The following is a 26,797-nucleotide window of genomic DNA, read 5'->3' as shown; positions in this document are numbered from 1 at the left end:
GGGCGGTGATTGTCATCGGATTATACTTCGATCTCAGCTTTCGCTTTTGGCAAGGACGGGACGGAATTCTTCCGTCGCCCGCTTCATTTCTGTCGCCGGATCGGCCCCACCGAGAAGGTTGGTCAATCCAACGCCCATCACGTCGCGGAACTCGGTGACTGGAACGATGACCGGCAGGCAGAGCTGGCTGATCTTCGCCGATTCCGACAGGACTTTGGCCCATTCGGCCGGCATGGTCACGCCCTTCAGCACTTCAGGATCGTTGAGGACCGAGTTGCGGAAGGGCACGCCGGAACCGGACTGCAACAGCCGGGCTCCCATCTCCTTCGAAATAGCCCATTGGCAATAAAGATAAGCTGCTTCTTTCTTCGATGATCCTTCAGTGACACCGATGCCGTCGCCAAATGTCGGGGCTGCCTGTGCGGCCGGGCCCTTTGGCATGAGACCGTAACCGACCTTGCCGACAACACGGGACTTCTGCGGATTTTCCAGTGGCGGAGCGAACCCGATACCATCGAGCCACATCGCGACCTTGCCCTGCAGGAAGCTTGACTGACATTCGGCCCAGTTGAAGCCGGTGACGCCGGGAGGTGCCGATTTCGTCATCAGGCGCTGGTAGAGAGTTGCGGCTTCGATGGCCTCGGGCGTATCCGTCTGAAGCTTGCCATCCTCGACCGTGCTTTTGCCGTAGCCCAGCATCAGGCTGGCCCAGACCGGTGTATTGGCGTTCTTCATGCCGCGGGCGACAAAACCATAGACGCCATTGTCCTTGTCCGTCAGCTTTTCTGCTGCAGCAACCAGTTCTTCGAACGTCTTTGGATATTCGACGCCCTTGGCGGCAAAGAGCTCCTTGTTCCAGTAGACGATCCAGTAGTCCACCGAGAAGGGCAGCCCACCGAAACGGCCATTCTTGTCTTTGGCAAAGGAAAGGCCGGCTTCAGCGAAATCGCTCTCCGTGAGGGAGGGATCCGTCAGACTCGGGTCTTTGAGGAATGGAGTGAGATCGGCCAGCCAGCCGCCCTTTTCAAACTGCCGCTTTTGCACATGATAGCTGATGTGAATGACGTCGAAGCTCGGCTTTCCTGACGTCAGTTCGATCACGGCCTTCTGCCGCTGCTGCTGTTCGGGTGTCTGTTCCGAGTTGACCGTGATACCGGTCAGCTCTTCGAATTCCTTCTGATACTTCTGCAGGATATCGCCACGCGGGCTCTTGATCAGATTGACCTCGAGTGTGGTGCCCGCATATTTTTTCCAGTCGACATTTGCGAATGCCGGCTTCAATCCGGTGATGCTCGCGGCACCCAGTGCCGCCGACCCGGCCAGGAACTGGCGGCGTGTCGGTTTGACGAAATTCATGCTCATTGTTTCCTCCTCGTGTGACTGATCCGAAGTGGCAACTCCCATTACCAGTTTCGGTCCATTTAAAGCTTTAGCGCCAAATTCCTCGCATTGTTGATATGCACCGCGATTGCATCCATCGCTGCCTGCGGATCGCGGGTTTCGATGGCCGTCAGCACCGCGAGGTGCTCACGCATGACCGGGACGACGCGACCAGTGATACGGAACCTTTCCTGGTTGATCAGACGCATCTTGATCGCGTTGATCCGATAGGCTCTTGCAATGATCTCGTTCCCCAGGGAATCGATGATCGTCTCGTGCAGGTTCCAGTCGATTGTCTGCGCCCGCAGTTCAAGTTCCGCTGTCTCCTTGCCCTGCAACGCTTCCTCAAGCGTTTCCTCATGTTCCTTGCGCAGTCTCGCCAACAATTCGTCTGACGCCGACTGGCAGAAAAGGGCGATCGCCTCCTTCTCCATGAACAGACGAAACTGGAACGCCTCGCGGATCAGGTTGAGATCGATATGCGCGATCTGGATGCCGCGTTGCGGAATGGTCTTGACCAGCCCTTCCGCCTCAAGCCGTGGCACCAGTTCACGAATGGCGCCAAGCGGCATGCCGGTCATCGCGACAAGCTGACGTTGCGACACGAACTGCCCCGGATTGATGTCACGGGCCAGCAGGTGTTCCGTGAAACTCGCATAGGCCTTCTCTCGCAGTCTTACCGGCTCATTGCCATCGTCCATGCCCGCTCTCCCTGACGAGTCGTTTCGCCTCTCCCTTTATTACGCAGCGGCCGCCACAAACAAGCGGTCGAAGATACTCGTGACGCGGCTAAAATCGGAATCCGGCAGAGCCTGCAGTGGCGCGCGTGCCCGGCGCCAGCCAGCGTCGCCGGTATGATGCGCAACAAGGGCTTTGACGGCGGGTACCACTGGAAATTTCAGGAGTTCCTGGACCGCTTCCACCATGGCCGTGTCGTCGCGTCCTTCATTGATCATCGGCAACAAACGGTCGGCGTAAAGATTTGCCATGCCCGAAATCGCACCCTGGCCACCACGTCGGACGCCGGCAGCAAGGTCTCGTTCGTCGCCGATGAGAATCGCCAGATCCTTGTGCTTTGCCAGCAGGTTTTCGGTATATGCCCAATTACCCGAAGAGTCCTTGACGCCCGAAATCACGGCCGGGAAGGCTTCACGCAGGCGGCTTATCAGATCCACCGATATCTCGACGGCCGTTACCGACGGGATGTTGTAGACGATGATGTCTCTCGCCGACGCACCGATTTGGGCGAAGACCGCCGAGAACCAGGCAAATAGTCCGTCGTCACTGACATTCTTGAAGTAGGAAGGCGGGGCAAGCAGCACCGCACGGCATCCGGCATCCAGCGCCGCGCCCGCTTGCGCGGCTGCTTCGAGATAGGAATTGGCCATAACACCCACAACGATCTGATCTGGCTTCACTCCCGCATCGAGGAATGCCTTGAGAATTGCTTCACGCTCGTCGTCGCCGATCGAAGATCCCTCGCCCGTCGTTCCGAACAGCGTAACGCTGTTGCAACCGCTATTGAGGCAATGCCGGGCATGGGCGATAGCCTTTGGCACATCGACGCGCATCTTGGCATCGAACGGCGTGACCAGCGCAGCGGAAAGTCCAAATCGATCCCGAGACAATTGCTTCTCCCTCTCGTTTACAACTAAAGACATACTAACATGTTAGTTGAAAGTCAATGTGTAGACACTGACTTTTCACGTCCGCCCGATCGTCTTGGTTTATTGCGCCAGGAAAGCGTCGACTTCGGCCTTTGTCGGCGCGCCGCGTCGGCCGCCGAAGCGAGAACACTTGATCGCGGCTGCGGCACTGGCAAAGCGCATGATCTGATAAATCGGATAGCCGCGTGCCAGACCCATGGCAAACGCTCCGTGGAAAACATCACCGGCGGCGAGCGTGTCCACGACATCTACCGCGAAGGCTGGCATATGGCGGACCTCGCCTTCAAGTCCATCGTACCAGTAACTCCCCTGCTCTCCGCCGGTCACGGCGATGAAGGCTCCGTCGCGGCCGTAAAGCGCCGCAAGAGCGACGGTTGCGCGTTCCGGATCACTCTCACCGGTTACGCGCTCTGCCGCCGGCTCGGAGGCAACGATGTGCGAGGCGAGCGGCAGCAACATCTCCAGCGTTTCGAGCGATGCAGTATCGGCATCGAGGACGCCGCGGACACCAGCCGCTTGTGCGGCCTTCAGGGCCTGAGCAGCGGCCAAGGGCCAGCGTACGTCGGTCATGACAACGTCGAACTGGCCATCGGCGATGGGTGGCATAACCGCAGGAGCAGACAGCAACGCAGGATCATAGAACGGCACGATCATGCGTTCACCTGCGGCATCGACAAAGATCGAAGAGAAGGCAGATCGGGCACCTTTAATGCGGCGGACGTGTGTACAATCCACGTCTTCAGCCGACAACTCGGCAACGACCCTGCGTCCGATATCGTCCTCGCCAACCGAAGCCCAGAGCGAAACGTCCCCGCCGAGGCGCGCAATGGTTGCGGCTGCGCTCGAGGCCATGCCCGCAGCAATTTCCACGGCCTCGAGCGGGATGAATTTCCCGGGACCGGAAGGCAAGCGATCCAGCCGAAAAATCGTGTCCATCGTCAGCGCACCGACACAAAGGATTCGCTGTTTCTTCTCGTTGGGCATGATTGAAGGCTTTCGTTCGTGGCAGAAGCCCGGCGGGCGGGCGACCTCCAGTTAGCGTCGCGAACCAATTCTTGGCAAGCACGGTCAGCTGCGATTTCGTAATGATTTTGCATCAATTGACATTGCGGACGAAAACCGGAGAGAGTGTCGCAGACCTTCGAGTCGGGGGACGCGCAAATGATAGAAGCCGCCATAAGGCCGGACGTTCATGCTTTTTTCGACAAGCGGACGAGCTCCGTGCAATATGTCGTTTCCGATCCAGGGACCAGACAATGCGCCATTATCGACCCGGTCCTGGATTTCGATGAAAAATCCGGCGCAACGGCGACATTCAACGCAGATCAGATTCTTGAGCACATTGACGCAAACGGATTGACGGTGCAGTGGATTCTCGACACGCATCCGCATGCGGACCACTTTTCGGCAGCGCATTACCTGAAATCGATGACCGGGGCCATTACGGCGATCGGCAGCCACATCGTTGACGTACAGGCACTGTGGAAGAGGCTCTATAACTGGCCGGATTTCCGTGCTGATGGTTCCCAGTGGGAAAGGCTTTTCAAGCCTGGCGACCGCTTCAGCATCGGCGATGTGGATGTGACTGTCATGTTTTCACCCGGACACACCCTCGCATCGATAACCTACGTCATTGGAGACGCAGCTTTCGTCCATGATACGATGTTCATGCCAGACGGTGGCACGGCGCGTACTGACTTTCCGGGTGGAAGTGCCGAGCAGCTGTGGCGATCGATCGAAGCAATCCTGGCCTTGCCGGACGAAACGAGAATATTCGTCGGCCATGACTATCAACCTGGAGGCCGCGGACCCCGTTGGGAAAGCACCGTCGCCGAGCAAAAATCAAGCAACATTCACGTGTCGCGGTGCGCCAACGAAGCGGAGTTTGTTGCTATGCGACAGGCGCGAGACAGAACTTTGCCGATGCCCAAGCTGATATTGGCCGCCCTGCAGGTCAACATCAATGGTGGACAGCTGCCGGAGGCGGAAGCCAATGGACAACGCTATCTGAAGATACCTCTCAACGCCCTCGGCGCGCCGAAATGGGATTGATCGGTCCGGCAAATTGTTGAAACCGTTGCCGGTGTCGTACCGGCGACGGTTCCATTCACTTCAATGCTTATGCCACTTCGTGGTTGGCAATACGCTCCAGAGCGCGCACCAGGCCCGAGTGATCGAGACCACTTTCGCCGTTGGCCGCACAACTGTTGAACAGCTCCTGCGTGGACGCCGTGTTCGGCAGCGACACACCGAGCGTTTTCGCACTCTGCAGAGCGAGATTGAGGTCTTTCTGGTGCAGCGAGATCCGGAAGCCCGGCTCGAATGTCCGCTTGATCATCCGGTCACCATGCAATTCAAGGATACGCGATGAGGCGAAACCGCCCATCAGTGCCTCACGTACCCGTGCAGGGTTGGCACCCGCTTTTGACGCGAGCACAAGCGCTTCCGATATTGCTTCGATCGTCAGCGCGACGATGATCTGGTTCGCGACCTTCGTCACCTGGCCGTCGCCGCAATCACCGACGAGCGTGATGTTCTTGCCCATCAGTTTGAACAGGGGCAGTGCGCGGTCAAAGGCGCTCTGTGTGCCCCCTGCCATGATGCTGAGGCTCGCATTCTTTGCGCCAACTTCACCGCCCGACACAGGAGCATCGATATATTCGCTGCCGGTCTCGCGGACTTTCCTGGCGAATTCCTTGGTGTCGATAGGTGAGATCGAGCTCATGTCAATGACAAGCTTGCCGGGCTTCAGTCCGAACACGACACCGTTCTCGCCGAAGAGCACGTCCTTCACTTCCGGCGTGTCGGGCAGCATCAGGATGATGATGTCGGTCTTTTCAGCCAGGGCTTTTGGGCTCTCGACAATCTTCAGGCCGTTATCGATAAGCTCCTGTTTCGGTGCGATGAAGAATTTTGAAGTGGAGACGTCGTGGCCCGCATCCTGCAGGTGGCGCGCCATAGGCGTGCCCATGATGCCGAGTCCAATGAAACCGATGTCCGCCATGTGCTATCTCCTGATCCTGATTATGTCCGCGTGCTTTTGCGTTGTGGAAGCTTCGTTCAGCCAGCCAAGCCCGCTCTGCGTCTCTGTCTTTGGTTTGTATTCGCAACCGATCCAGCCTCCGTAACCGGCACGGTCGAGGGCCGCGAACACAAAGGGATAATTGATCTCACCTGTGCCCGGCTCATGCCGGCCCGGATTGTCGGCCAGCTGGATATGCGCAATGAGCTGGCTGTACCGCTCGTAGGTCGCGACAAGTTCGCCGCGTGTCCGCTGCTGATGGTAAAGATCGTACTGAATGTAGAGGTTGTCGCTGCCGACCTCTTCAATGATCGAAGCCGCCTGGTCCACCGTATTCAGATAGAATCCCGGAATGTCATAATTGTTGATGGGCTCGATCAGCAGCCGGATCTCGTACCTGGCAAGTTCCAGTGCCGCAAGCCGCAGATTGTGAACGAAGGTGGTGTGCAGAATGTCGTCCGCCAACCCCTTTGGTGCGATGCCTGCCAGGCAATTGACCTGCTTGCAGCCAAGTGCTGTTGCATAGTCAATCGCCTTCGCCACGCCACGCCGGAATTCGTCGATGCGATCGGGCAATATGGCGATGCCGCGTTCGCCGGCTCCCCAGTTGCCGGCAGGGAGATTATGCAGAATCTGGACAAGATTGTTTTCGGTCAGTTCCCGCTTCAACTCGTCGTCGTTGTAATCATAGGGAAAGAGATATTCGACCGCTTCGAACCCCGCCTCGCTTGCAAGAGCAAAACGCTCGAGAAACGGAACCTCGTTGAAAAGCATCGTCAAATTGGCGGCAAATCTGGGCATGCGTGCCTCCCCGAATGGCTTGAGATTTCAGTCAAGATACGCGGCGACCGCAGTCGGCGCATCTTCATTGCGTTCGGCAAGGTCCTCGAATTCGACCACCGCGTTGATATCCGCGCCCATGGCGACATTGGTAACGCGCTCGAGGATGAACTCGACAACCACCGGTACCTTGTGTTCCTCCATCAGCGCCTTCGCTTGCGCAAAAGCGTCGGCGAACTGGTTCGGACTGCGCACGCGGATTGCCTTGCAGCCAAGGCCTTCGGCAACGGCCACATGATCGACACCGTAGCCCTTCTCCGCGTCTCCCGATGCATTGATATTGTCGAAGGCCAGGCTCACTTCGAAATCCATATCGAAGCCGCGTTGCGCCTGCCTGATCAGACCGAGGTATGAATTGTTCACCACGACATGCAGATACGGCAGCTTGTGCTGGGCACCGACGGCGAGTTCCTCGATCATGAACTGGAAATCATAATCGCCCGAAAGTGCTACGATTGGCCGATCCGGATCGGCCGCGCGGACGCCGAGTGCCGCCGGCAGGGTCCAGCCGAGCGGCCCGGCCTGACCGCAGTTGATCCAGTTGCGCGGCTTGTAGACGTGCAGGAACTGTGCGCCGGCGATCTGGCTGAGCCCAATGGTCGTCACGTAGCAGGTCTCGCGTCCGAAAACCTTGTTCATCTCCTCATAAACACGCTGAGGCTTCAGAGGCGTCTGGTCAAAATGTGTCTTGCGCAGCATGGTCCGCTTTCGTTCGCGGCATTCCTCCGCCCAGTCCGACCAGTCGCGCAGCTTGCCTGCGGTTTTCCATTCGGTTGCGACATCGAGGAATAGCTTCAGCGCCTTTCCTGCATCGGACACGATACCGAAATCCGGTGCGAAGACGCGGCCGATCTGCGTCGGTTCGATATCGACATGAACGAATTTTCTGCCCTCTGTGTAGGTTGCAACATTGCCTGTGTGGCGGTTGGCCCAGCGATTGCCGATGCCAAGCACAAAGTCGGAAGCCAGGAGCGTCGCATTGCCATAGCGGTGCGATGTCTGCAGGCCGCACATTCCGGCCATCAGTTGGTGATCGTCGGGGATTGTTCCCCAACCCATCAATGTCGGAATGACCGGCACACCGGTGATCTCGGCAAATTCAACCAGAAGGTCGGAAGCGTCGGCATTGATAATACCACCGCCAGCAACGATGAGCGGACGTTCCGCTTGGTTGAGCATTTTGAGTGCTTTTTCGACCTGGGCCCGGGTTGCGGCCGGCTTATAGGCTTCCAGCGGCTCATAGGTGTCGGGATCGAACTCGATCTCCGCCAGCTGCACATCGAGCGGCAGGTCGATCAGTACTGGACCCGGACGGCCCGAGCGCATGATGTGAAAGGCCTTTTGGAAAACATAGGGAACGAGTCCCGGCTCCATGACGGTCACTGCCCACTTGGTCACCGGCTTGGCGATCGATGCAATATCGACGGCCTGGAAGTCTTCCTTGTCGAGACGGGCACGCGGAGCCTGTCCTGTGATGCACAGGATCGGGATGGAATCCGCAGAAGCAGAGTAAAGACCCGTGATCATATCTGTGCCGGCGGGCCCGGACGTGCCGATGCAGACGCCGATATTGCCGTGATTGGCGCGGGTATAGCCTTCAGCCATGTGAGAGGCGCCCTCGACATGCCGTGCAAGGATGTGGCGGACTGAACCGCGAGCCTTCAGCGCCGAATAGAACGGGTTGATGGCGGCACCGGGTACGCCAAAAGCACAATCAATCCCCTCCTTCTCCAGGATTCGGACTGCAGCATCAACGGCACGCATTTTGGTCATGAACATTCCTCCAGATTTAGTGAGAGCATAATCCATCCTTGCGGGCTTACAATCGAAATATGGAAATCATTCCCATCATATGGAAATAAACATTTTCAACAAAACTGGTAAAATCAATGCAGCGCAGCTATGGCAATGAGAGGCAATTCAACAGGACATGAAAAAACAGATGGCTTCGCAATCGGCATCACTGAAGGGGAAGCGGGGACGCAAGGCTGGCGAAAACGCGACACCGTCCTCCGTGCAGGTTCTGGATCGCAGCCTCAATCTTCTCAGCATCATTGCGGATAATGATGGGTCGACCCTCACGGACCTGGCGGACCATACCGGCATGGCACCTTCGACGGTCCACCGCCTCCTGACCTCCCTCGCCAATCACGGAATGCTGACGCACGACACCGAGTCCGGCGACTGGACAATTGGCGTGCGCGCCTTCGAGATCGGCAACGCCTTCCTGCGCTACCGCAAGCTTGGAACAATCAGCCGGCCTTTCCTCAAACGGCTGATGGACGAATGCGGCGAGACCGCGAACGTTGCCATCGAAGATGAGGGCGACGTCGTGTTCATTTCGCAGATCGAGAGCCACGCACCCATGCGGGCCTTTTTCCGACCAGGGCGGCGAGGACCGATCCATGCCTCTGGCATAGGCAAGGCCATTCTCTCGACGTGGTCCGATACCGCCATCGGCCAGACGCTCGGCGGCCGGGCATTGACCCATTTCACCGATCATACGCTCGACACGCTTCCGGCATTGCTCAACGACATCCAGGCGATCCGAACGCGCGGCTGGTCGATTGATGATGAGGAGCATACACTCGGCATGCGCTGCATCGCTGCACCGCTTTTCAACGAGCATGGCGAAGCAATCGCCGGGATTTCGATATCAGGCCCGGCAGTCCGCTTGCCGAAGGAGAAGTTGGGAGTTCTGGGCCCGGTGATCCGCCGGACTGCGGACGAGTTGACCGCTGCGATGGGTGGCCGACGACCTGACGAGCTGTAGAGAAAGACAAAGGGGAGCAATGCTCCCCTTTATGTTGTTTCAGGCAGTCTGCAGTTCCGGGATGGACCTTGGCCACACATTTGCCGCCTGCGGTTTATCGAGGCCGCTCTTCATCGGCTTGCCGGCAACATAGACTTCCGCTACCGATCGGTCGTCACCCATGGTCTGGAGGATGAAGAGTTCTTCGGCCAGCGTCGTTGCCGTGCGCATGCGCAGTTCCATCGCCGGCTTGGCACGGCTATCGAGAATGGTGATGTCGGCATCAGCACCCGCATGCAACGAGCCGATACGATCCTCAAGACCAAGCGCGCGAGCATTGCCAAGGGTCATCATGTAATAGGACGCGAATGGCGACAGCCGCTGCCCTTGCACGTGCAACACCTTGTAGGCCTCGCTCATGGTCTCAAGCATGGAGAAGCTGGTTCCGCCGCCGACATCGGTCGCGACGGAAGTGCGAGCACCGAGCTTGTGGAAGCGATCACGATCGAAGAGCCCGCTGCCGAGGAAGAGATTGGAAGTCGGACAAAAGACAGCGACTGACCTCGCCTCAGCCAGAGCCGATATTTCCCGGTCCGAGAGGAAGATGCAGTGACCGAGCAGTGTCCTGGATCCGAGCAGGTCATAGCTTGCGTAAATGTCGGTATAATCCTTCGCCGAAGGATAGAGTGATGTAGCGAAGGCGATCTCGTCCTTGTTTTCCGACAGGTGTGTCTGCACGTAACATTCGGGATGTTCGCGCACCAGCGTCCGGCTCACTTCCATTTGCTCAGGCGTGGAGGTAATGGCAAACCGCGGGCTGATTGCATAACGCGCGCGTCCGCGGCCATGCCACTTGGCAATCAACGCCCTGGTGTCGTCATATCCGGTCTGCGGCGTATCCCGGAGCGCATCCGGTGCGTTACGGTCCATCATCACCTTGCCGCCGATCATCAGCATGTTGCGCTTTTCAGCGGCCGAAAAATACGCGTCGACGCTTTCGCGGTGAACGGAACAGTAGGCAGCGGCGGATGTCGTGCCGTTGCGCAACAGCTCGTCCATGAAGCGGCCGGCGATGAAATCGGCATGCGCCGTAGACAAAAATTTCTGCTCCTCGACGAAAATATAGGTGTTCAGCCATTCCATGAGCTGCGCGCCATAGGAAGCGATCGCCTGCGTCTGCGGGAAATGCAGATGGGTGTCGATGAAGCCGGGCAGGATCAGGTGAGGACGGTGATCCACGACCTCAACCCGAGGTCCGGTAATGGCAGCGAGCGCCGCATATTCTCCGGTTTCGACAACCTTGCCGTTCTCGACCAGCACCGCGCCATCCTCGAAATAGCTATAGGCCGACTGATCGTCGATGCTCTTTGGCTCGTCGACGAAAGTCAGCACGCGGCCGCGCAGAAGCAATTTGCTCATTGGACTGTTCCTCCCTGAACTGTGGTCTCATACCAGCTGGTGAGCAGGCGCCGCTCCTCGTCGGTAATGCCGCTGACATTCGCCGGCGGCATTGCATGTGAGCGTCCGGCCTGTAGATAGATCTCGCGAGCATGCCCCGCGATCTCGCTGTCGGTTTCAAGCACGACACCCTTGGGGGGCGCGATGATGCCCTCCCAGCCGGGTTCCTTGGCATGGCACATCGAGCAGCGTCCGAGGATGGTGTCCTTCACCTTGGGGAAGGCTTCCGCCGAGATGAATGGCTGCTGGACTGCCGACACTTTCTCCTCTGCGCCTTCGCCCGACAGGATCTTCGGTACCGTCGACAGCCACATGATGACGATGAAGAGGATCGCCGTGACCAGCCATGTCCAGGTAGGATCGCCCTTGCGAGCGTGCCGCGTATTGAACCAATGGCGGATCGTGACGCCCATCAGGAACACCAGCGAGGCAATGATCCAGTTGTATTGTGTGCCGAACGCAAGCGGATAGTGGTTCGACAACATCAGGAACAGAACTGGCAGGGTCAGATAATTGTTGTGGGTCGAACGCTGCTTGGCCTGCTTGCCCAGTGCGGGATCCGGAACCTTTCCTGCGATAAGGTCGGCAACGACCTTTTTCTGGTTCGGGATGATGATCATGAACACGTTGGCCGACATGATAGTCGCTGTGAATGCGCCAAGATGAAGAAACGCTGCCCGCCCAGTGAAGAGCTGCGTATAGCCCCACGCCATGCCGACCAGCACGAAGTAAAGCAGCACCATCAGCTGCGTGTCGTTTCTGCCGAGCGGCGACTTGCAGATCGTGTCATAGATGATCCAGCCACCAAAGATCGATGCGAGCGAAATCGCGATGGCCACTGGCCGCGACACGTCAAGCACATGCGGATCGATCAGATAGAGATCGGCGCCTGCATAGTAGACAATGCAGAGCATGGCAAAGCCCGAGAGCCATGTGGCGTAGGATTCCCATTTGAACCAGGTCAGGTGTTCCGGCATCTGCTCGGGTGCCACAAGATACTTCTGGATATGATAGAAACCGCCGCCGTGGACCTGCCACTCTTCGCCATAGGCTCCAACCGGAAGGCCCGGGCGCTGGCGCAGACCGAGGTCGAGCGCGACGAAGTAGAAAGACGACCCGATCCAGGCTATGCCCGTGATGACATGCAACCAGCGGACGGCAAAGTTCATCCAGTCCCAGGCTATGGCAAATTCGTACATGCGGCTCTCCCTTGTATTGCAGGGAGTATGTGCCAAAGCCTATGCAAAGGGGAAACAGGCTAATCCGCCCATCTCTTTCAAAAAAAACTTTAAAATGCTAGATCATCAGACAGTGTAAGCGGTTAAGCGAAACCATGTCATACCTTGATAATCTTCGTGTTTTCGTTCGCGTTGTCGAACTCGGGAACCTCTCCGCCGCCGGACGCGATCAGCGCGCCTCTCCGGCCGTCGCCAGCAATCGCATCAAGGAGCTGGAACGCCATCTGGGCGTTCGCCTTTTCAATCGGACAACCCGCAAGCTCACCCCGACCGAACATGGCCGCGTGTTCTATGAGGGCGCTGTGAAGATCATCGAGGCGATCAATGAGGCCGAGGCGGCGATTGCCGATCTTGCGAAGAAGCCGAAGGGCGCGATCCGCATCACCGCGCCGCTTGGCATCGGCCGACGGCTGATCGCATCGGGCATTCCGGAATTCCATGACAAGTATCCGGATATCGAAGTGCGGTTGCGATTGTCCGACCATAATATCGATATCATGAGCGAAGGCGTCGACGTTGCCTTCAAGCTTGGCATTCTCGAAGATTCAAATCTGCGCATGCGCGGCATCATGAATTGTCAGCGGGTGATATGCGCGTCGCCGGATTACCTGGAACGACGCGGAACGCCAGCGACACCGGACGAACTGATCTCCGAACGCCATGACTGCCTGCTTCTGCGCTATCCCGGCTCCAAGGAATATTTCTGGACGCTGCAGATGCCGGACGGCCCAAAGAAGCTCGAAGTCAGCGGTCCTTACGACTCTGATGATGGGGATGTGTTGACCCAGTGGGCACTCGAAGCCCGCGGTATCATCAACAAACCGCTGTTTGAGGTCAAAAGCCATTTCAATGAAGGAACGCTGCGAGCGATCCTCGAAGATACCCCTCCGGCCAGTATCCAGCTCGCAGCAATCTATCCGCACAAGCGTTTCCAGGATCCGAAAGTCCGGCTGATGATCGACTTCATGACCGAGCGATGCCAGCGCCTGGTCAGTGCAATGCTGCAATAGCATCAAGCAGGAATGCGCTTGCGCTCCTTGATCGCGGCCACTGGCTTGGATCGATGATTGAGTGCGGCGGTCATGATTTCAGCGGCGGCAAGAGCGGCGATCACACAAGGCCGCTTGTCCTTGACGGCAGTTCCACCGACGGGACAGACCAGCCTGTCAAAAGTCTCCGGCCGACCGACCTCACGCGTCAGCCAATTGCGGAACGTCGCCCGCTTCGTCTTCGAGCCGATCATTCCGACATAGGATGCATCATCCCTGCCGAGCGCTTCGGCGGTAATCAGGAAATCAAGCGCATGGTCATGCGTCAGGACGACAAATGCACTGCCCGTTGGTGCATCCCTGACGACCGCTTCCGGCATGGCTGTGAGGCAGGTCTCGATGCCTGGCACCTGCGTTGCGGAAAGCTCGTGTTCACGGGTATCCACGAGGATAATCCGCACCGGCACAAGCGACAGCGCCATAGCCAGAGCATCGCCGACGTGCCCCGCCCCAAAGATATAGACATGCGGCCGCCTAGCGATTTCGAGATCGACCTTCTCGATCAATGTCATGGCAACACCTCGGTCAACACGCTTGAAACGTAAGCCAACGCGCCCCCCGCAGCACTGTCCGATTTCCGGACCGAGAGGTATGGTCATCTCTCGGGCATCGGTGCTGCTGTTCAAGGACCTGCGCGCATGGTCGATCGCCATGAACTCGAGTTGCCCGCCACCGATGGTACCGAAAATGCAATCCTCGGCCACAAGCATCCAGGCGCCGGCCTCGCGCGGCGTGGACCCGTCTGCCGCCTTCACCTCGACCAGCACGACCTGCTTCCGTCGATTCAGAAAATCCCTGATATCGTCGCGGTTCGTTGGCATGGCAAGATCACTCCCTCGAGGACTTCAACCGCTCGATCGCCATCAGCACGCGTTCGGGTGTTGCCGGCGCGTCGAGGCGTGGCGCGATGCGATAGTCGGCGACGCTGGCGACTGCCATGGAAATCGCCTCCAGCACGGAGATCGCCAGCATGAATGGCGGCTCACCCACGGCCTTGGAGCGGCGGATCGTTTCCTCACGGTTTACCGACCAGCTCGCGAGATTGACGTTAAACGTGCGCGGGCGATCCGATGCCAGCGGGATCTTGTATGTCGACGGCGCGTGCGTGCGCAGCCGCCCCTTGGAATCCCACCACAATTCTTCCGTCGTCAGCCAACCCATGCCCTGCACGAACGCACCTTCAACCTGGCCCAGATCAAGCGCCGGGTTCAACGACTTGCCAACATCATGGAGAACATCCGTCCGGTCGACCTGATATTCGCCGGTCAGCGTGTCTATGCTGACCTCGGACACCGAAGCGCCATAGGCGAAGTAGTAGAACGGACGGCCCCTGCCCTCTGCCCGGCTCCAGTGGATTTTCGGTGTCTTGTAGAAACCCGCCGCCGAAAGCTGGACGCGCGCGCCATAGGCCGACTTGATGAATTCGGGAAATGGAATGAGCCGATCGCCCACCCGCACCGCATTGGGTTCAAAGAAAACCTGTTCCTTGGCAACACCGTAGTGCTCAACGGCAAACCGAACGAGGCGCGCCTTGATCTGTTGCGCCGCGTTGGCTGCGGCCATGCCGTTGAGATCGGAACCCGAGGAAGCAGCCGTGGCGGAGGTATTTGGAACCTTTGCCGTCGTCGTTGCGGTCACCTTGATCCGGTCGAGATCGACCTGGAACTCATCGGCGACGACCTGCGCTACCTTCGTGTAGAGCCCCTGTCCCATCTCGGTTCCACCGTGGTTGAGGTGGATCGAACCATCGGTGTAGACATGAACCAGCGCGCCGGCCTGATTGTATTCGGTCTTGGTGAAGGAGATACCGAACTTCACCGGCGTCAGCGCTATGCCTCGCTTGATGGTCCGGCTGTGGCGATTGAAGTTGATAATTGCCTCACGCCGCGCCGCATAGTCAGATGTCGCTTCAAGCTCCGCAATGATTTGCGGGATGATATTGTCTTCGACTGTCTGGTGATACGGCGTAAGATTGCGGCCTTCGCCGCCATAGAAATTGGCCTTGCGGATTTCCAACGGATCCTTGCCAAGCGCATAGGCGATCTCCTCAATCATCCGCTCGCCGCCGACCATGCCTTGCGGCCCACCGAAACCGCGAAAGGCGGTGTTGGAAACGGTGTTGGTTTTCAGTGGCCGCGAACGTAGCCGAACATTGGGATAGAAGTAGCAATTGTCGGCATGGAAGAGGGCGCGGTCCGTCACCGGACCGGAAAGGTCTGCCGAGAAACCGCAGCGCGCCGAGAATGTGGCGTCGACAGCTTCAATGCGCCCCTCGTCGTCGAAGCCCAGTTCGTAGGCGACGTGAAAGTCGTGGCGCTTGCCCGTTGCAACCATGTCATCGTCGCGATCGGGCCTGATCTTCACGGCCCGGCGATATTTCTTGGCGGCAATGGCCGCAACCGCAGCAAAGAGATTAGCCTGGGTTTCCTTGCCGCCGAAGCCACCGCCCATGCGCCGTACGTTGACCGTCACGGCATTGGAGGGAACGCCCAGGACATGTCCGACCATATGCTGGGTTTCGCTCGGATGCTGGGTCGACGAAAAGACCGTCACCTCGTCATCCTCGCCGGGGATGGCAAAGGCGATGTGACCTTCGAGGTAAAAGTGATCCTGCCCGCCAATGCGCATCTCACCGCTCAGACGGTTCTTCGCGCCAGCGAGACCAGCGGTGATATCACCGCGCTCCAGTTTCAGCGGATCGATCACCAGCGGATAGTTGGCCTTTGCGGCTTCCAGCACATCGGTGACATGATCAAGATCGCGGTATTCAATTTTGACTTTGGCGGCCGCTTCACGTGCGATCTGACGCGTTTCCGCAATTACCGCGAAGATCGGCTGGCCGTGGAATTCAACCTTGCCGATGGCAAACACGGGATCGTCATGTTTGCCCGCGGGGCTCACGTCGTTGTGGCCGGGGATATCGTCTACTGTCAGGACGCCGACAACGCCGGCGCACGACTTTACTGCCTCAAAATCAATGGATACGATTTCGGCGTGCGCACGCTGCGACAGGCCGAGGTAGGCATGCAGCGTGTCGGATGGTTCCGGCATGTCATCGATGTACTCGGCCGTGCCGGATACATGTTTGTGGCCCGACTCGTGCGGCTGCTTTTCGTGGACGCCACCGCGAATAAGGGCAATTGGCTGAATTGAATTCATTGCGCGCCCCTCACCCAAATGCCGCTTCATAGCGGTTCAACCGCACAGGCTTTTCACCGCCAGTTTCAAGAAAGAAACGCCGCAGCAGGTTCTTCGCGACCAACAGGCGATAATCCGCGGATGCGCGCCAATCGCTCAGTGGCGTGAAATCTTCGGAAAATGCTGCCGTCGCCGTTTCAATCGCGCCCTCGTCCCAGACCGAGCCCTTCAGGGCCTGTTCGACCGCACTGGCCCGCTTCGGCGTTCCGGCCATCCCGCCAAAGGCGATGACGGCATCCTTTACCGTGCCCCGTTCATCGAGAACGACACGGAATGCGCCGCAGACGGACGAAATGTCTTCGTCCAGCCGCTTGGAAATCTTGTAGACGCCGTAAAGATCGTCGGCGCCAAGATAAGGGATATGGATCGCCTCGACGAATTCACCCGGTACACGATCCTGTTTCCCGTATTCGATGAAGTAATTCTCGATCCGCACAGATCTCCGGGTCTTGCCTTTGCGCAAGATGACAGTCGCTCCAAGTCCAATCAGGGCCGGAGGCGTGTCGCCGATTGGCGAACCATTGGCGACATTGCCGCCGACGGTCCCCATGTTGCGGACCTGCTCACCGCCAATTCGGTTCCAGAGCTCCGTCAACTGTGGGAAATGGCGAATGATGACCGGATAGGCCTCTGTGTAGCTTACACCTGCACCGATAGTCAGGCCGTCATCGCCCTCGGTTATCAGCCGCAACTCGTCGAGATGCGACAGGAAAACGACCGGTCCGATCTCGCGCATGAATTTCGTCACCCAGAGACCGACATCCGTCGAGCCCGCAACAATCGTGGCGCCCGGATTGCATTCCAGCACGTCCGCGAAATCATCGCCATTGGCGGGAAGCACAAGCTGTTGCTTCCCCTCACCGAGGACAACACGCTTGCCATCTTTCAACGCAAGCAGTTGCCCGGTAACACGAGTCCGTTCAGTGACGAGTGGATCCTTGTTCAGATCGCCGATGGCGGACACGCTTTCCGCGGCCCGGATTATTGCGGCATAGCCGGTGCAACGACAGAGATTACCCTGCAGAGCCTTCTCGATTTCCTGGATATTCGGTTTCGGATTCTGCATCCACAAACCGTATAACGACATGACGAAGCCGGGCGTGCAGAAACCGCACTGCGAGGCATGGGTATCAACCATCGCCTGCTGCACCGGATGCAACGTTCCATCCGATCCGGCCAGAGCTTCAACCGTCACGACGTGGCAACCATCCAGTGAACCAACAAAGCGGATGCAGGCGTTGACCGATTCATATTTCAGCCGGTCATTGAAAAGGCGGCCAACGAGTACTGTGCAAGCGCCACAATCGCCCTCTGCACATCCTTCCTTGGTACCGCGCAATTTGCGTGTCAGCCGGAGAAAATCGAGAAGCGTTTCTGTCGGGGAAACATCCGTACGCTCGACGACCTTGTCGTTGAGCAGGAACCGGACGCTGTTGCGGATTTGGATTTCCATATGGATCAGCTCCCGCGATAGGTTGAATAGCCGAAGGGAGCGACGAGCAGCGGCACGTGGTAATGGACGTTCTCGTCATCGATGCCGAAGCGGATCGGAACCACGTCGAGGAACGGTGTCTGGCCGTTCGCCTGCTGATTGCCGAAGTATTCACCCACGTGGAAGCGCAGTTCATAGGCACCCGAGCGCATCTCCGCACCTGTCAAGAGCGGATGGTTGCAGCGTCCATCATCATTGGTATGCGTGCTGTGCAGCGGCATGAGGCGATCGCCATCGATGCGGAACAGATCAATCCGCAGCTTCGCGGCGGGCTTGCCGCTGGCCGTATCGAGTACATGGGTCGTCAGGCGGCCGGCTGCTTCACTGTGAAGGCTCATAGGTGTTCCTCCCTCCCGCGGAGTACTTTCAGTTTTCCATCGCTCAATTTGCCTGTTGAGACGGTCCGCGGGTAGGCGGCGGCTGATTACAGGACTTTCAAAATTTTCTAGGGGAATGCCCCGGGTATTTATTGATTATTCAAGGGGATCACTGAGCACCCCGTCTAAGGAGGGACGGCATTCATGAGATATCCCCGGGACATGCATGGCTATGGATCAACCCCGCCACAGGCCGATTGGCCGGACGGCGCTCGCATCGCCGTTCAGTTTGTCGTCAATTATGAGGAAGGCGGCGAAAACTGTGTTTTGCACTGCGACGCGGCTTCCGAGGCGTTTCTCTCGGAAATCGTCGGCGCACGGGCCTGGCCAGGTCAGCGCCACTGGAATATGGAATCAATCTACGAGTTTGGTGCGCGAGCCGGCTTCTGGCGGCTGCATCGCCTCTTAACTGCGAAGGGCGTGCCGGTAACGGTTTATGGTGTGGCAACGGCGCTGCAGCGATCACCCGCCCAGGTACGCGCCATGCTCGACGCGAATTGGGAGATTGCATCCCACGGTCTGAAATGGATCGACTACAAGGACTACAGTGCAGAAGCTGAACGCGAGCATATGCTCGAGGCGATCCGCATCCACACTGCCGTTACCGGCGAACGTCCGCGTGGCTGGTACACCGGCCGGTGCTCGGTGAACACTGTCGATCTCGTCACAGAGGAAGGCGGCTTCGATTACGTCTCAGATTCCTATGCCGACGACCTGCCGTATTGGCACGAGTTCGGCGGCAGACAGCAGCTTGTTGTTCCATACACACTCGATGCCAACGACATGCGGTTCGCTACCCCGCAAGGGTTCAATGCCGGCGACCAGTTCTTTTCCTACCTGAAGGACAGCTTCGACACACTTTATGCCGAAGGCGAAGCCGGTTCGCCGAAAATGATGAGCATTGGTCTGCATTGCCGTCTCGTCGGCCGGCCCGGACGCGTCGCGGCCCTTGCGCGGTTCATCGACTACGTGCAAAGCCACCAAAAAGTCTGGCTTGCCCGCCGCATCGACATCGCCCGCCACTGGGCAGAGCACCAGCCATACGAAGCACGCGAAGCGCGCCCGTCAGCACTCGATGAAGAGGCATTCGTTGAGCGCTTCGGCGGTGTCTTCGAACATTCCGACTGGATCGCCGGGCGCGCCTTCGGCTCAGAGCTTTCCGCCGCAAACGACACCGCGACCGGCCTCCATGCGGCGCTGACCGCCGTATTTCGCAGTGCTTCCGAAGGCGAACGGCTCGGCGTGTTGAATGCCCACCCGGATCTCGCCGGCAAACTGGCTCAGGCCAAGCGCCTGACGGAAAGCTCAACCCTGGAGCAGGCTTCTGCTGGCCTCGATGCCCTGACCGACAGTGAGCGTGAACAGTTCACGACACTCAATGCGCGCTACGTCGAGACATTCGGATTTCCATTCATCATCGCGGTCAAGGGCCGCAGCAAGGACGAAATCGTGGCGGCATTCAAGACGCGCATCGCCAATGACCGCCCGACCGAATTCAATACAGCGTGCCAGCAGGTGGAGAGGATCGCTCTTCTCCGGCTTCAGGACATGCTGCCAAACTGAGGAGCCAAAATGTCAAATCTTGTAGAAGAGCTGCCCGCATTTGCAAGGAACTCGATCAATCTCGCCTCGGCCGGATTGGGCGCCAGGCCGCTCTTTGCGACCGACGAATTCTTTGCCCCGCTGGAGCGGATGCTGAACGACGCGCCCGCTGTTTTCTACCCCGAGAAGTTTGATGATCACGGCAAGTGGATGGACGGCTGGGAGACACGCCGTCGCCGCAGCAACGGACATGACTACGCAATCATCCAGTTCGCCGCACCCGGAACGATCGCCGGTTTCGATGTTGATACAGCCCACTTCACCGGCAATTATCCGCCGGCCTGCCGGATCGACGCGTGCAATTCCACGAGTGAACCGGACGAGACGACGAAATGGACGGAAGTACTCGGCTTGAGCCAGTTGGGGCCGAGCGCGCATCACTTCTTCACTTGCGCATCCAATGATGTCTGGACCCATGTCCGCCTGCACATTCATCCGGATGGCGGTGTTGCGCGCCTGCGCGTGTATGGCCAGCCTTCACTCGACACAAGCACCATCAACGGCTCCGCGGTTGATCTCGCCTCGTCGCTGCTCGGTGGCCGCATCGTTGCCATGTCCAACGCCCATTATGGCCACCAGCGTCTGCTTGCACCCGGCCGCGGCGTCAATATGGGTGACGGCTGGGAAACCCGCCGGCGCCGTGAACCCGGCAATGACTGGATCATCGTCAAACTCGCGGCACGCGGCACCATCGAGAGCGCGATCGTCGATACGGCGCACTTCAAGGGCAACTATCCGGATGCCTGCTCGATCCAGGTCGCCGATCTTGGCGACGCCGGTGAAAGTCTCGATGAACTGGTCGTGGCCTCCTCCATGTTCTGGGAAGAAATCCTGCCGCAGCAGAAGCTTGTCGCCGACACGATTCATGAATATGGCCAGAACCAGATCAGGCAGAATGGCGCAGTGACCCACGCCCGCTTCAACATCTATCCCGATGGCGGGGTCAGCCGGGTGCGACTGTTCGGCAAGATTGCGCGCGGATAGATCATGCGCGAGATCACGATCCAACCTTTGACCCGGGAGGCCTTCCGGCCTTTCGGCGATGTCATCGAAATTGAAGGCGCGCACAGCTTTCCGATCAACCACGGCATGTGCGTGCGTTACCACGACCTTGCCAAGGTCGAAACAACGGGAGACAACGCCCGTACCTTGATCAGCCTGCTGCGCGGCAAGCCTTACGAACTGCCGCTCAAGCTTGAACTGGTCGAACGGCATCCTTTCGGCAGTCAGGCTTTCGTTCCCGTGTCAGGCAATCCGTTTCTCGTTGTGGCCGCTCACGATCAGCCGGATGGCCCAAGCGACCCTGTCGCCTTTCTGACGCAACCGGGCCAGGGCGTGAACATTCATCGCAATGTCTGGCACGGCATTCTAACGCCGCTTGAGGGCGAGTCTGACTTCGTCGTCATCGACCGTGGCGGCGATGGCGTCAATCTGCAGGAGCATTTCTATCGCGAGGCGTTTCTGATCCGCTAACTCCCGACACAAAAAAGGGCCGCCCCTCTTCTGGAAGGGCGGCCTTTTTGTGCGTTGGAACTTTCAGTTCAGGGGAATTGAGTTCTTGTCCTTGCTGGCCTGATACTGCTCTGAGAGTTCGGCATATTTCGTACTGATTGCAGCCGCGCGCTTTTGCAGCCTTTCCCGATCCGGTTCCGGAAGCTCCGCAATCATCTTGTGGATGGAGTAGCTCTTCCAGAAGGCGTTCTCCCGGTTGTAGCCGCCCGGCTCCAGCGTGAAGACTTCCTTGAGTATTTTGAGATCGTGCGGGATCGCGAATGCGTCGCGTGAATCCTCATGGCTGAAAAAGTAATAGAAATTGTCAAAGCCTGCCCAGGTGATTGCAGAGAGACACATGGAACAGGGTTCGTGCGTCGACAGGAAGATCAGCTCGCGCGGATCCGGACGCTTGCCTTCATCCACCTCGTAGAACCGCTTCAACGTGTGCACTTCGCCGTGCCAGAGCGGGTTTTCGGTTTCATTGTTGGTTTCAGCCAGAACGACCGACAGATCGGATTTGCGAAGCACCGCGGCACCAAAGATCTTGTTGCCGGCGGCAACGCCTTTTTCGGTCATGGGAATGATCTGATCCTCCATCGCGTCAAGCAGCGCATCGAGAAGGATCGTCGGGGAGCATTGCTGTGTCATGTTTTGGGCTTTCTCATTACGGAAAATTCTGATTGGAGCAGATAAGTCGGATGCGGCTCAAGTGCCGCATCCGTCTCCTGCCGTCGCCTTAGGTTCAGGACCTGTTAAGCTGGGAACATTGCAAACCGGATGACGAACAGGATTGCAACGAGCCATGTAGCGGGATGGATAGCACTTACCCGGCCCGTCAATGTCTTCAGCACTACATAGCTGATGAAGCCGAACGCCAGACCATTGGCGATCGAATAGGTGAACGGGATCATCAGCGCTGTCAGAGCCGCAGGAGTCGATTCAGTAACGTCGCTCCACTCGATATCGACAAGCTCATGCATCATAAGGCCAGCGACATAGAGCAATGCCGGAGCGGTTGCATAACCGGGCACGGACGCCGCCAGCGGAGCAATGAACAGTGCTGCCAGAAAGAGGACAGCGATGGTCAGGGCAGTCAAACCCGTGCGACCGCCCGCCTGAACGCCGGACGCACTTTCCACGTAGGCTGTGGTGCTGCTGGTGCCGAGCAGGGAGCCAGCTACAATCGCCGTGCTGTCAGCGAACAATGCGCGGCCAAGATTGTTCGGCTTTCCCTCCTGGATCAAACCGGCTCGCTTGCTCACGCCGATCAACGTACCGGTCGCGTCAAAGACTTCAACCAGCACGAATACCAGGATGACTTGCAGAAGTCCGGTATGCAGAGTGCCCATGATATCGAGTTGCAGGAAGGTAGGTGCCAGGCTTGGCGGCGCAGAGAAAATGCCTTTGAATTCGCTGACGCCCAAGAGCACGGAGAGTACCGTAACAATCAATATGCCGATCAGGATCGACCCGCGTATCTTGAGAGCGTCAAGCGCGGCAATAACGAAAAAGCCCAGAATTGCCAGCAAGGTGCCCGTGCTGCCGAGATTGCCCAGCCCGACAAATGTCGCGGGATTGGCGACTATAATACCGGAAGTTTTCAGGGCAATGAATGCAAGGAAAAGGCCGATACCGGCTGCAATTGCGCTGCGCAGCGATTTGGGGATCCCTGAGACTAGCCAACTTCGAACACCCGTTACCGTGAGCAGCAGAAAGATGCAGCCCGAGATGAACACGGCGCCGAGCGCCTGCTGCCAGGTGAAACCCATCGCTGCCACAACAGTGAAGGCGAAGAAGGCGTTGAGGCCCATCCCAGGCGCCATGCCGATGGGCCAATTGGCCACCATCGCCATCACGGCCGACCCGAGCGCTGCGGCGATACAGGTTGCGACAAACACGGCATTTCGATCCATGCCCGTGGATGACAAAATCTCTGGATTGACAAAAATGATGTACGACATCGTCAGGAATGTCGTCAGTCCGGCCAACACCTCTGTGCGTACGGATGTGTTGTGGTCGCTAAGCTTGAACAGCTTTTCGAACATAGTTCCTCCCCTTGGCAAAGCCTAAGTCTTACGTTGCCGCGGGCGTTACAAACGCGATTTCGCAGGCATCCGGTTTTGAGTTTTCGATAATTCTCCAATCAAGAGATGACGGGCACACACTCCTCCGCATGCCAGTCAGCTCTTCAGTGTCGCCACTGCATATTTGATTGTGCGTCTTTCGCTTCGGCGATGCTAGGCACCCATTCCGCATTCATTCGCGAAACACCTTCAATATTTTATTGACTTTTGAAGACGGCAAACAAACCCGGGTAGGTCAATAAACGTTCGTATTACCTGGTCGCTACAATGAAAATGCGCGGAAATGGCAGGAGCACGATGCCATCGTGCAAAGGTCGGTAAGATCGTGCGAGACAATCCTTGTATTTTTCAAGAAACAGCGAACGTTCGTCGGCGTCAAGTACTGAAAGATAGGGACGGAGGCCCGAACCCTTGAACCACTCGACAATACCATCGAGCCCCTGCAAGGGATGGTGGTAGGTAGTCCGCCAGATGTCGACACGCCGGCCATGAGATCGCAGCAGTTCAAAATAAAACGAAGCGTCGCCTACCTGGGAACGGGAGGAGGCTGCCTTCGCCATTTTGGCGGCCCACATTTCATCCCGGGCCACTTCGCGCATTGCCGCATGCGTTGGTTCCTTGAGATTGTCCGGCATCTGTATCGCCAATGATCCGCCCGTATTGAGGAACCCCATCAATTTTGGAAACAGCCGCACATGATCCGGCAGCCATTGCATGACAGCATTGGCGTATAGAAGATCAGCGTTTTGATGCGGTTGCCAGCTATCGATATCGGCCGTTGCAAAATCGCACTCTGGCAGCCGGGCTTTTGCCTCTTTGATCATCTCCGCCGATGAATCGATCCCTTGAACAACAGCCTGCGGAAACCGTTGCGAAATCAGCTCCGTCGAATTGCCCGGGCCACAGCCGAGATCGACAGCAAATTTCATGTCCCTGCTGGGAACTGCGGATAGAAGGTCGCTTGCCGGGCGGGTGCGTTCATCTTCAAATTTAAGATACTGTTCCGGAGACCACACTGGCTTTGTCATGTCGTTCTCTCACGCCCTCGAACAGGCGATACTCAAAGCTAACCCGTTATTGGATTCGCCTCAGAATATCCGATGTGATCGTTCTGACAATATTTTCCGGAGTGAGTATGCCCGTCGTGCTCCGCTTGTCTTCCATCACGGGTGGCGGGGCTTTGAAGTCGGTCACTTTCGTTTCAACCGGGAAGAATGCCGGTCCGACCATCCTCACGTCTCGCGACTCTGCCGGTGCGTCATCGACGTCCCCTTGAGCAGGTTCATTCATGGGAACAGCCGCAACCATGCCAGGATCCGTGCCCTCCTCGGCGAGGGCTGTTGTGCCGGATGATTGTGATTGGCGATCGGACATCAATTGCTCCGACATAGGGCTCGGCTGGCGGTGACAGCTGCAACCCGGCACTGATCTGAGGCCAACAGTCCGATAGTTGAATGCACTCGGCAATTCGCTGTACGGCTTCTTGTCGGCAACTGATATCATATCGTCCGATTCCTGTTCCGGCACCGCATGATAATACAGCTGCGCGTTCCCGTTTGGGCACATGGCGGTACAGGCATTCTGGTCACGCGGGAAATTACGCGGTTGGCTCGAAAACGAAATCGGGAAGTAATAACCGTCGCAAGTGCGTACACAAAGCGTGCGGTATCCGCCCTTTTTGACGATGACGTTCCCGCCCGGATCGCTTCCTTCGTAAGTCGTAGCTAGAGTATCAGGAGCCGATAGACGGTTGTTGCGTTGTGCCGAACGTTCGTCAACCGGCCGTCTCGCTACCAATGAGGGTGAAGGGTCCCGATCGCCAAAGAGAACCTCAAAGAGCGATTTGCGCCGGACGTTGGAGGGCTCGTCGCTGTTGCGTGCGGATATGCTGCCATTGCAACCGTTTGCGTTCATTGATGCGAGAATCTGCTGGCGGGACGGTCCCCGCGTCCGGTCGCTTGTGGCCTGCTGCCTTGCAACCCTCGCGGACATTCGTTCGATGCTTTGAGCATAACGTTTGCACAAGGCCGGATCGCCGCGCGAAAAGAGAAAACCACCGCAACCTGCCTTGCTTGCTGTTGCCCGCATCTGCTGTAATTGCAACGACTGTTGCTGGGCGCTTCGGCTGGATCTCTGCGAAACGTCCCGACCGCTTGATACAGCTACAAGTTGCTTCCTCAACGAGTCGCACGTGTTTGACGCAGCATGAACTCTATTCACCTCGATGGGTGCCATTGCCAACAGCAACCCGACCACGACGGATACTCGAGAAACAAGAACGACGCGCATAGCTACAGCATCCTCCAAGAGGTTGCTCCACGAGGAATTGGATCAAAGCTTTACTGGTCGGAGCAAAATCCTGACATTTCTGCCAGCCTCAAGTTCGTATCTCCTCCATCACATAGATTAATTCTTTTTTGACGTAATGTAATCCTAATTTATTATTTATCATATTAATGCTAATTGCTAGCGCTTCATGTAATATTTGTGAATGATGTGACTTTATTTTAAGATTATTCGCAAGTACTTCGCGCGCTGTAGTTGCATATTGCGTATTTTATAGTGACATACAAGCAACTTAATTCGAGCGTACGACAGCAAACTATAGAAAATGACGATTATTCTAGGGAAATATACAGACGGCATTTCCCAAAAACTCTCGACTATAGTGAATACATTAATCAAACTATTCTAAATTGACTAGACAATAATTGAAAAATCACTTCTGATCGCAATTGCAATCCATCGTATCGGGCGGGAACAACCTATGGCCGTGTCGCGACCCTGGCGCCCGAACTCCGGGTCAATGTTCTGACGTGTCAGTCAAACTGGTGCCGGATTGGTTATCAAGGGATGCGGGGATGGCTCTCGGCCAATTACCTTGAACGCTCCGTTGCCGTGGGTCCAACGATCGTCGTCCGACCGACAGTCGTCGTACGCCCGCCATATTGCGGTCGGCCTCCTTACCGCCCACGGCCTCCCTACTACCGGCCGCGCCCAACCTGCAGAATCGCTCCGGGTTACCCTTGCCGGTAATACTTCGACGTTAAGGACCACAGGAGGCATTGACCTCGCATGGCCTCCTGTTGCTCGAAGTTCCGGAAATCCATAATTTTTCTCGACCCCGTGTCGGGATTAGCCATA

General features: G+C 57.5%; 24 protein-coding genes and 1 pseudogene. 7 read left to right on the top strand and 18 right to left on the bottom strand.

Features of this window, described 5'->3' with window-relative positions; translation table 11 throughout:
• Window positions 1–33: 33 nt before the first annotated feature.
• The 4 genes from CU102_RS11570 to CU102_RS11555 all read right to left on the bottom strand — a co-directional run bounded on the left by CU102_RS11570 (window position 34) and on the right by CU102_RS11555 (window position 4,031).
• Window positions 34–1,362 (bottom strand): ABC transporter substrate-binding protein, encoded by a 1,329-nt coding sequence (locus CU102_RS11570; protein WP_166648382.1) that lies wholly within the window; start codon window positions 1,360–1,362, stop codon window positions 34–36.
• 59 nt (window positions 1,363–1,421) lie between these two features.
• A complete protein-coding gene (locus tag CU102_RS11565) occupies window positions 1,422–2,081 on the bottom strand; it encodes a GntR family transcriptional regulator (protein WP_106711242.1) in 660 nt (219 codons plus the stop codon).
• Between the two features lie 39 nt (window positions 2,082–2,120).
• Window positions 2,121–3,008, bottom strand: a complete 888-nt coding sequence (locus CU102_RS11560) for a dihydrodipicolinate synthase family protein (protein WP_280951894.1) — start codon at window positions 3,006–3,008, stop codon at window positions 2,121–2,123.
• A 99-nt stretch (window positions 3,009–3,107) separates the two neighbouring features.
• Window positions 3,108–4,031, bottom strand: a complete 924-nt coding sequence (locus tag CU102_RS11555; RefSeq protein ID WP_106711240.1) for a PfkB family carbohydrate kinase — start codon at window positions 4,029–4,031, stop codon at window positions 3,108–3,110.
• A gap of 177 nt (window positions 4,032–4,208) precedes the next feature.
• Here CU102_RS11555 and CU102_RS11550 point away from each other — a divergent pair, with 177 nt between their 5' ends.
• Window positions 4,209–5,099 (top strand): MBL fold metallo-hydrolase, encoded by an 891-nt coding sequence (locus tag CU102_RS11550; protein ID WP_106711322.1) that lies wholly within the window; start codon window positions 4,209–4,211, stop codon window positions 5,097–5,099.
• Window positions 5,100–5,166: 67 nt separating this feature from the next.
• On the opposite strand, the gene CU102_RS11545 is transcribed toward CU102_RS11550, so the two are convergent.
• From CU102_RS11545 to gcl, 3 genes are read right to left on the bottom strand one after another with little or no spacing between them, the layout of a single operon-like run.
• Entirely contained in the window at window positions 5,167–6,051 is an 885-nt protein-coding gene (locus CU102_RS11545) for a 2-hydroxy-3-oxopropionate reductase (RefSeq protein ID WP_106711239.1), read from the bottom strand.
• Between the two features lie 3 nt (window positions 6,052–6,054).
• Entirely contained in the window at window positions 6,055–6,870 is an 816-nt protein-coding gene (gene hyi / locus CU102_RS11540; RefSeq protein ID WP_106711238.1) for a hydroxypyruvate isomerase, read from the bottom strand.
• Window positions 6,871–6,897: 27 nt separating this feature from the next.
• Window positions 6,898–8,682: a glyoxylate carboligase gene (gene gcl, locus CU102_RS11535; RefSeq protein WP_106711321.1), complete on the bottom strand. Its 1,785-nt coding sequence runs from the start codon at window positions 8,680–8,682 to the stop codon at window positions 6,898–6,900.
• A gap of 169 nt (window positions 8,683–8,851) precedes the next feature.
• Here gcl and CU102_RS11530 point away from each other — a divergent pair, with 169 nt between their 5' ends.
• Window positions 8,852–9,682: an IclR family transcriptional regulator gene (locus CU102_RS11530; RefSeq protein ID WP_106711320.1), complete on the top strand. Its 831-nt coding sequence runs from the start codon at window positions 8,852–8,854 to the stop codon at window positions 9,680–9,682.
• Between the two features lie 39 nt (window positions 9,683–9,721).
• On the opposite strand, the gene guaD is transcribed toward CU102_RS11530, so the two are convergent.
• Both guaD and CU102_RS11520 read right to left on the bottom strand, forming a co-directional pair.
• Window positions 9,722–11,080, bottom strand: coding sequence for a guanine deaminase (gene guaD / locus CU102_RS11525; RefSeq protein ID WP_106711237.1), 1,359 nt, complete (start codon window positions 11,078–11,080; stop codon window positions 9,722–9,724).
• The gene (locus CU102_RS11520) at window positions 11,077–12,318 is read right to left on the bottom strand and encodes a urate hydroxylase PuuD (RefSeq protein ID WP_106711236.1); all 1,242 of its coding nucleotides are present in this window, start codon (window positions 12,316–12,318) and stop codon (window positions 11,077–11,079) included. Before CU102_RS11520 ends, guaD begins: the two co-directional genes overlap by 4 nt.
• A 134-nt stretch (window positions 12,319–12,452) precedes the next feature.
• Here CU102_RS11520 and CU102_RS11515 point away from each other — a divergent pair, with 134 nt between their 5' ends.
• Window positions 12,453–13,367 (top strand): LysR family transcriptional regulator, encoded by a 915-nt coding sequence (locus CU102_RS11515; RefSeq protein ID WP_106711235.1) that lies wholly within the window; start codon window positions 12,453–12,455, stop codon window positions 13,365–13,367.
• A gap of 2 nt (window positions 13,368–13,369) precedes the next feature.
• On the opposite strand, the gene xdhC is transcribed toward CU102_RS11515, so the two are convergent.
• From xdhC to uraH, 4 genes are read right to left on the bottom strand one after another with little or no spacing between them, the layout of a single operon-like run.
• On the bottom strand, window positions 13,370–14,227 hold the full coding sequence (gene xdhC / locus CU102_RS11510; protein ID WP_106711234.1) for a xanthine dehydrogenase accessory protein XdhC: 858 nt from the start codon (window positions 14,225–14,227) through the stop codon (window positions 13,370–13,372).
• A 7-nt stretch (window positions 14,228–14,234) separates the two neighbouring features.
• Window positions 14,235–16,565, bottom strand: a complete 2,331-nt coding sequence (gene xdhB / locus CU102_RS11505) for a xanthine dehydrogenase molybdopterin binding subunit (RefSeq protein ID WP_106711233.1) — start codon at window positions 16,563–16,565, stop codon at window positions 14,235–14,237.
• 10 nt (window positions 16,566–16,575) lie between these two features.
• Entirely contained in the window at window positions 16,576–18,057 is a 1,482-nt protein-coding gene (xdhA, locus tag CU102_RS11500; RefSeq protein WP_106711232.1) for a xanthine dehydrogenase small subunit, read from the bottom strand.
• Window positions 18,058–18,062: 5 nt separating this feature from the next.
• The gene (uraH, locus tag CU102_RS11495; RefSeq protein WP_106711231.1) at window positions 18,063–18,434 is read right to left on the bottom strand and encodes a hydroxyisourate hydrolase; all 372 of its coding nucleotides are present in this window, start codon (window positions 18,432–18,434) and stop codon (window positions 18,063–18,065) included.
• 183 nt (window positions 18,435–18,617) lie between these two features.
• Between uraH and puuE the strand changes: the two genes are divergently transcribed.
• Genes puuE through CU102_RS11480 form a run of 3 tightly spaced genes read left to right on the top strand, consistent with a single transcriptional unit; the run spans window position 18,618 to window position 21,548 of the window.
• Complete coding sequence (gene puuE / locus CU102_RS11490; RefSeq protein WP_106711230.1) at window positions 18,618–20,036, top strand: allantoinase PuuE; 1,419 nt, start codon at window positions 18,618–18,620, stop codon at window positions 20,034–20,036.
• A 9-nt stretch (window positions 20,037–20,045) separates the two neighbouring features.
• A complete protein-coding gene (alc, locus tag CU102_RS11485; RefSeq protein WP_106711229.1) occupies window positions 20,046–21,059 on the top strand; it encodes an allantoicase in 1,014 nt (337 codons plus the stop codon).
• 3 nt (window positions 21,060–21,062) lie between these two features.
• Entirely contained in the window at window positions 21,063–21,548 is a 486-nt protein-coding gene (locus CU102_RS11480; RefSeq protein ID WP_106711228.1) for an ureidoglycolate lyase, read from the top strand.
• A 63-nt stretch (window positions 21,549–21,611) separates the two neighbouring features.
• On the opposite strand, the gene CU102_RS11475 is transcribed toward CU102_RS11480, so the two are convergent.
• From CU102_RS11475 to CU102_RS31110, 5 genes and pseudogenes are all read right to left on the bottom strand, one after another.
• On the bottom strand, window positions 21,612–22,217 hold the full coding sequence (locus tag CU102_RS11475) for a deaminase (RefSeq protein WP_166648381.1): 606 nt from the start codon (window positions 22,215–22,217) through the stop codon (window positions 21,612–21,614).
• Window positions 22,218–22,321: 104 nt separating this feature from the next.
• Entirely contained in the window at window positions 22,322–23,614 is a 1,293-nt protein-coding gene (locus CU102_RS11470) for an NCS2 family permease (protein WP_106711227.1), read from the bottom strand.
• A gap of 290 nt (window positions 23,615–23,904) precedes the next feature.
• Window positions 23,905–24,681 carry a trans-aconitate 2-methyltransferase gene (tam, locus tag CU102_RS11465; RefSeq protein ID WP_106711226.1) on the bottom strand — a complete coding sequence of 259 codons (777 nt, stop codon included), beginning with the start codon at window positions 24,679–24,681 and terminating at the stop codon, window positions 23,905–23,907.
• Between the two features lie 46 nt (window positions 24,682–24,727).
• A complete protein-coding gene (locus CU102_RS31115) occupies window positions 24,728–25,027 on the bottom strand; it encodes a hypothetical protein (RefSeq protein WP_245425302.1) in 300 nt (99 codons plus the stop codon).
• 3 nt (window positions 25,028–25,030) lie between these two features.
• A pseudogene (locus tag CU102_RS31110) lies at window positions 25,031–25,567 on the bottom strand (DUF2865 domain-containing protein); the annotation flags it as partial.
• 804 nt (window positions 25,568–26,371) lie between these two features.
• On the opposite strand from CU102_RS31110, the gene CU102_RS11455 reads away from it, so the two are divergent.
• The gene (locus tag CU102_RS11455; protein ID WP_106711224.1) at window positions 26,372–26,689 is read left to right on the top strand and encodes an SH3 domain-containing protein; all 318 of its coding nucleotides are present in this window, start codon (window positions 26,372–26,374) and stop codon (window positions 26,687–26,689) included.
• The last annotated feature ends 108 nt before the right edge of the window (window positions 26,690–26,797 follow it).

It is taken from the genome of Phyllobacterium brassicacearum (assembly GCF_003010955.1).
Lineage (GTDB): Bacteria > Pseudomonadota > Alphaproteobacteria > Rhizobiales > Rhizobiaceae > Phyllobacterium > Phyllobacterium brassicacearum.
The sequence above is the reverse complement of the archived record's forward strand: the minus strand, read 5'-3'. Positions and strand labels throughout refer to the sequence as shown.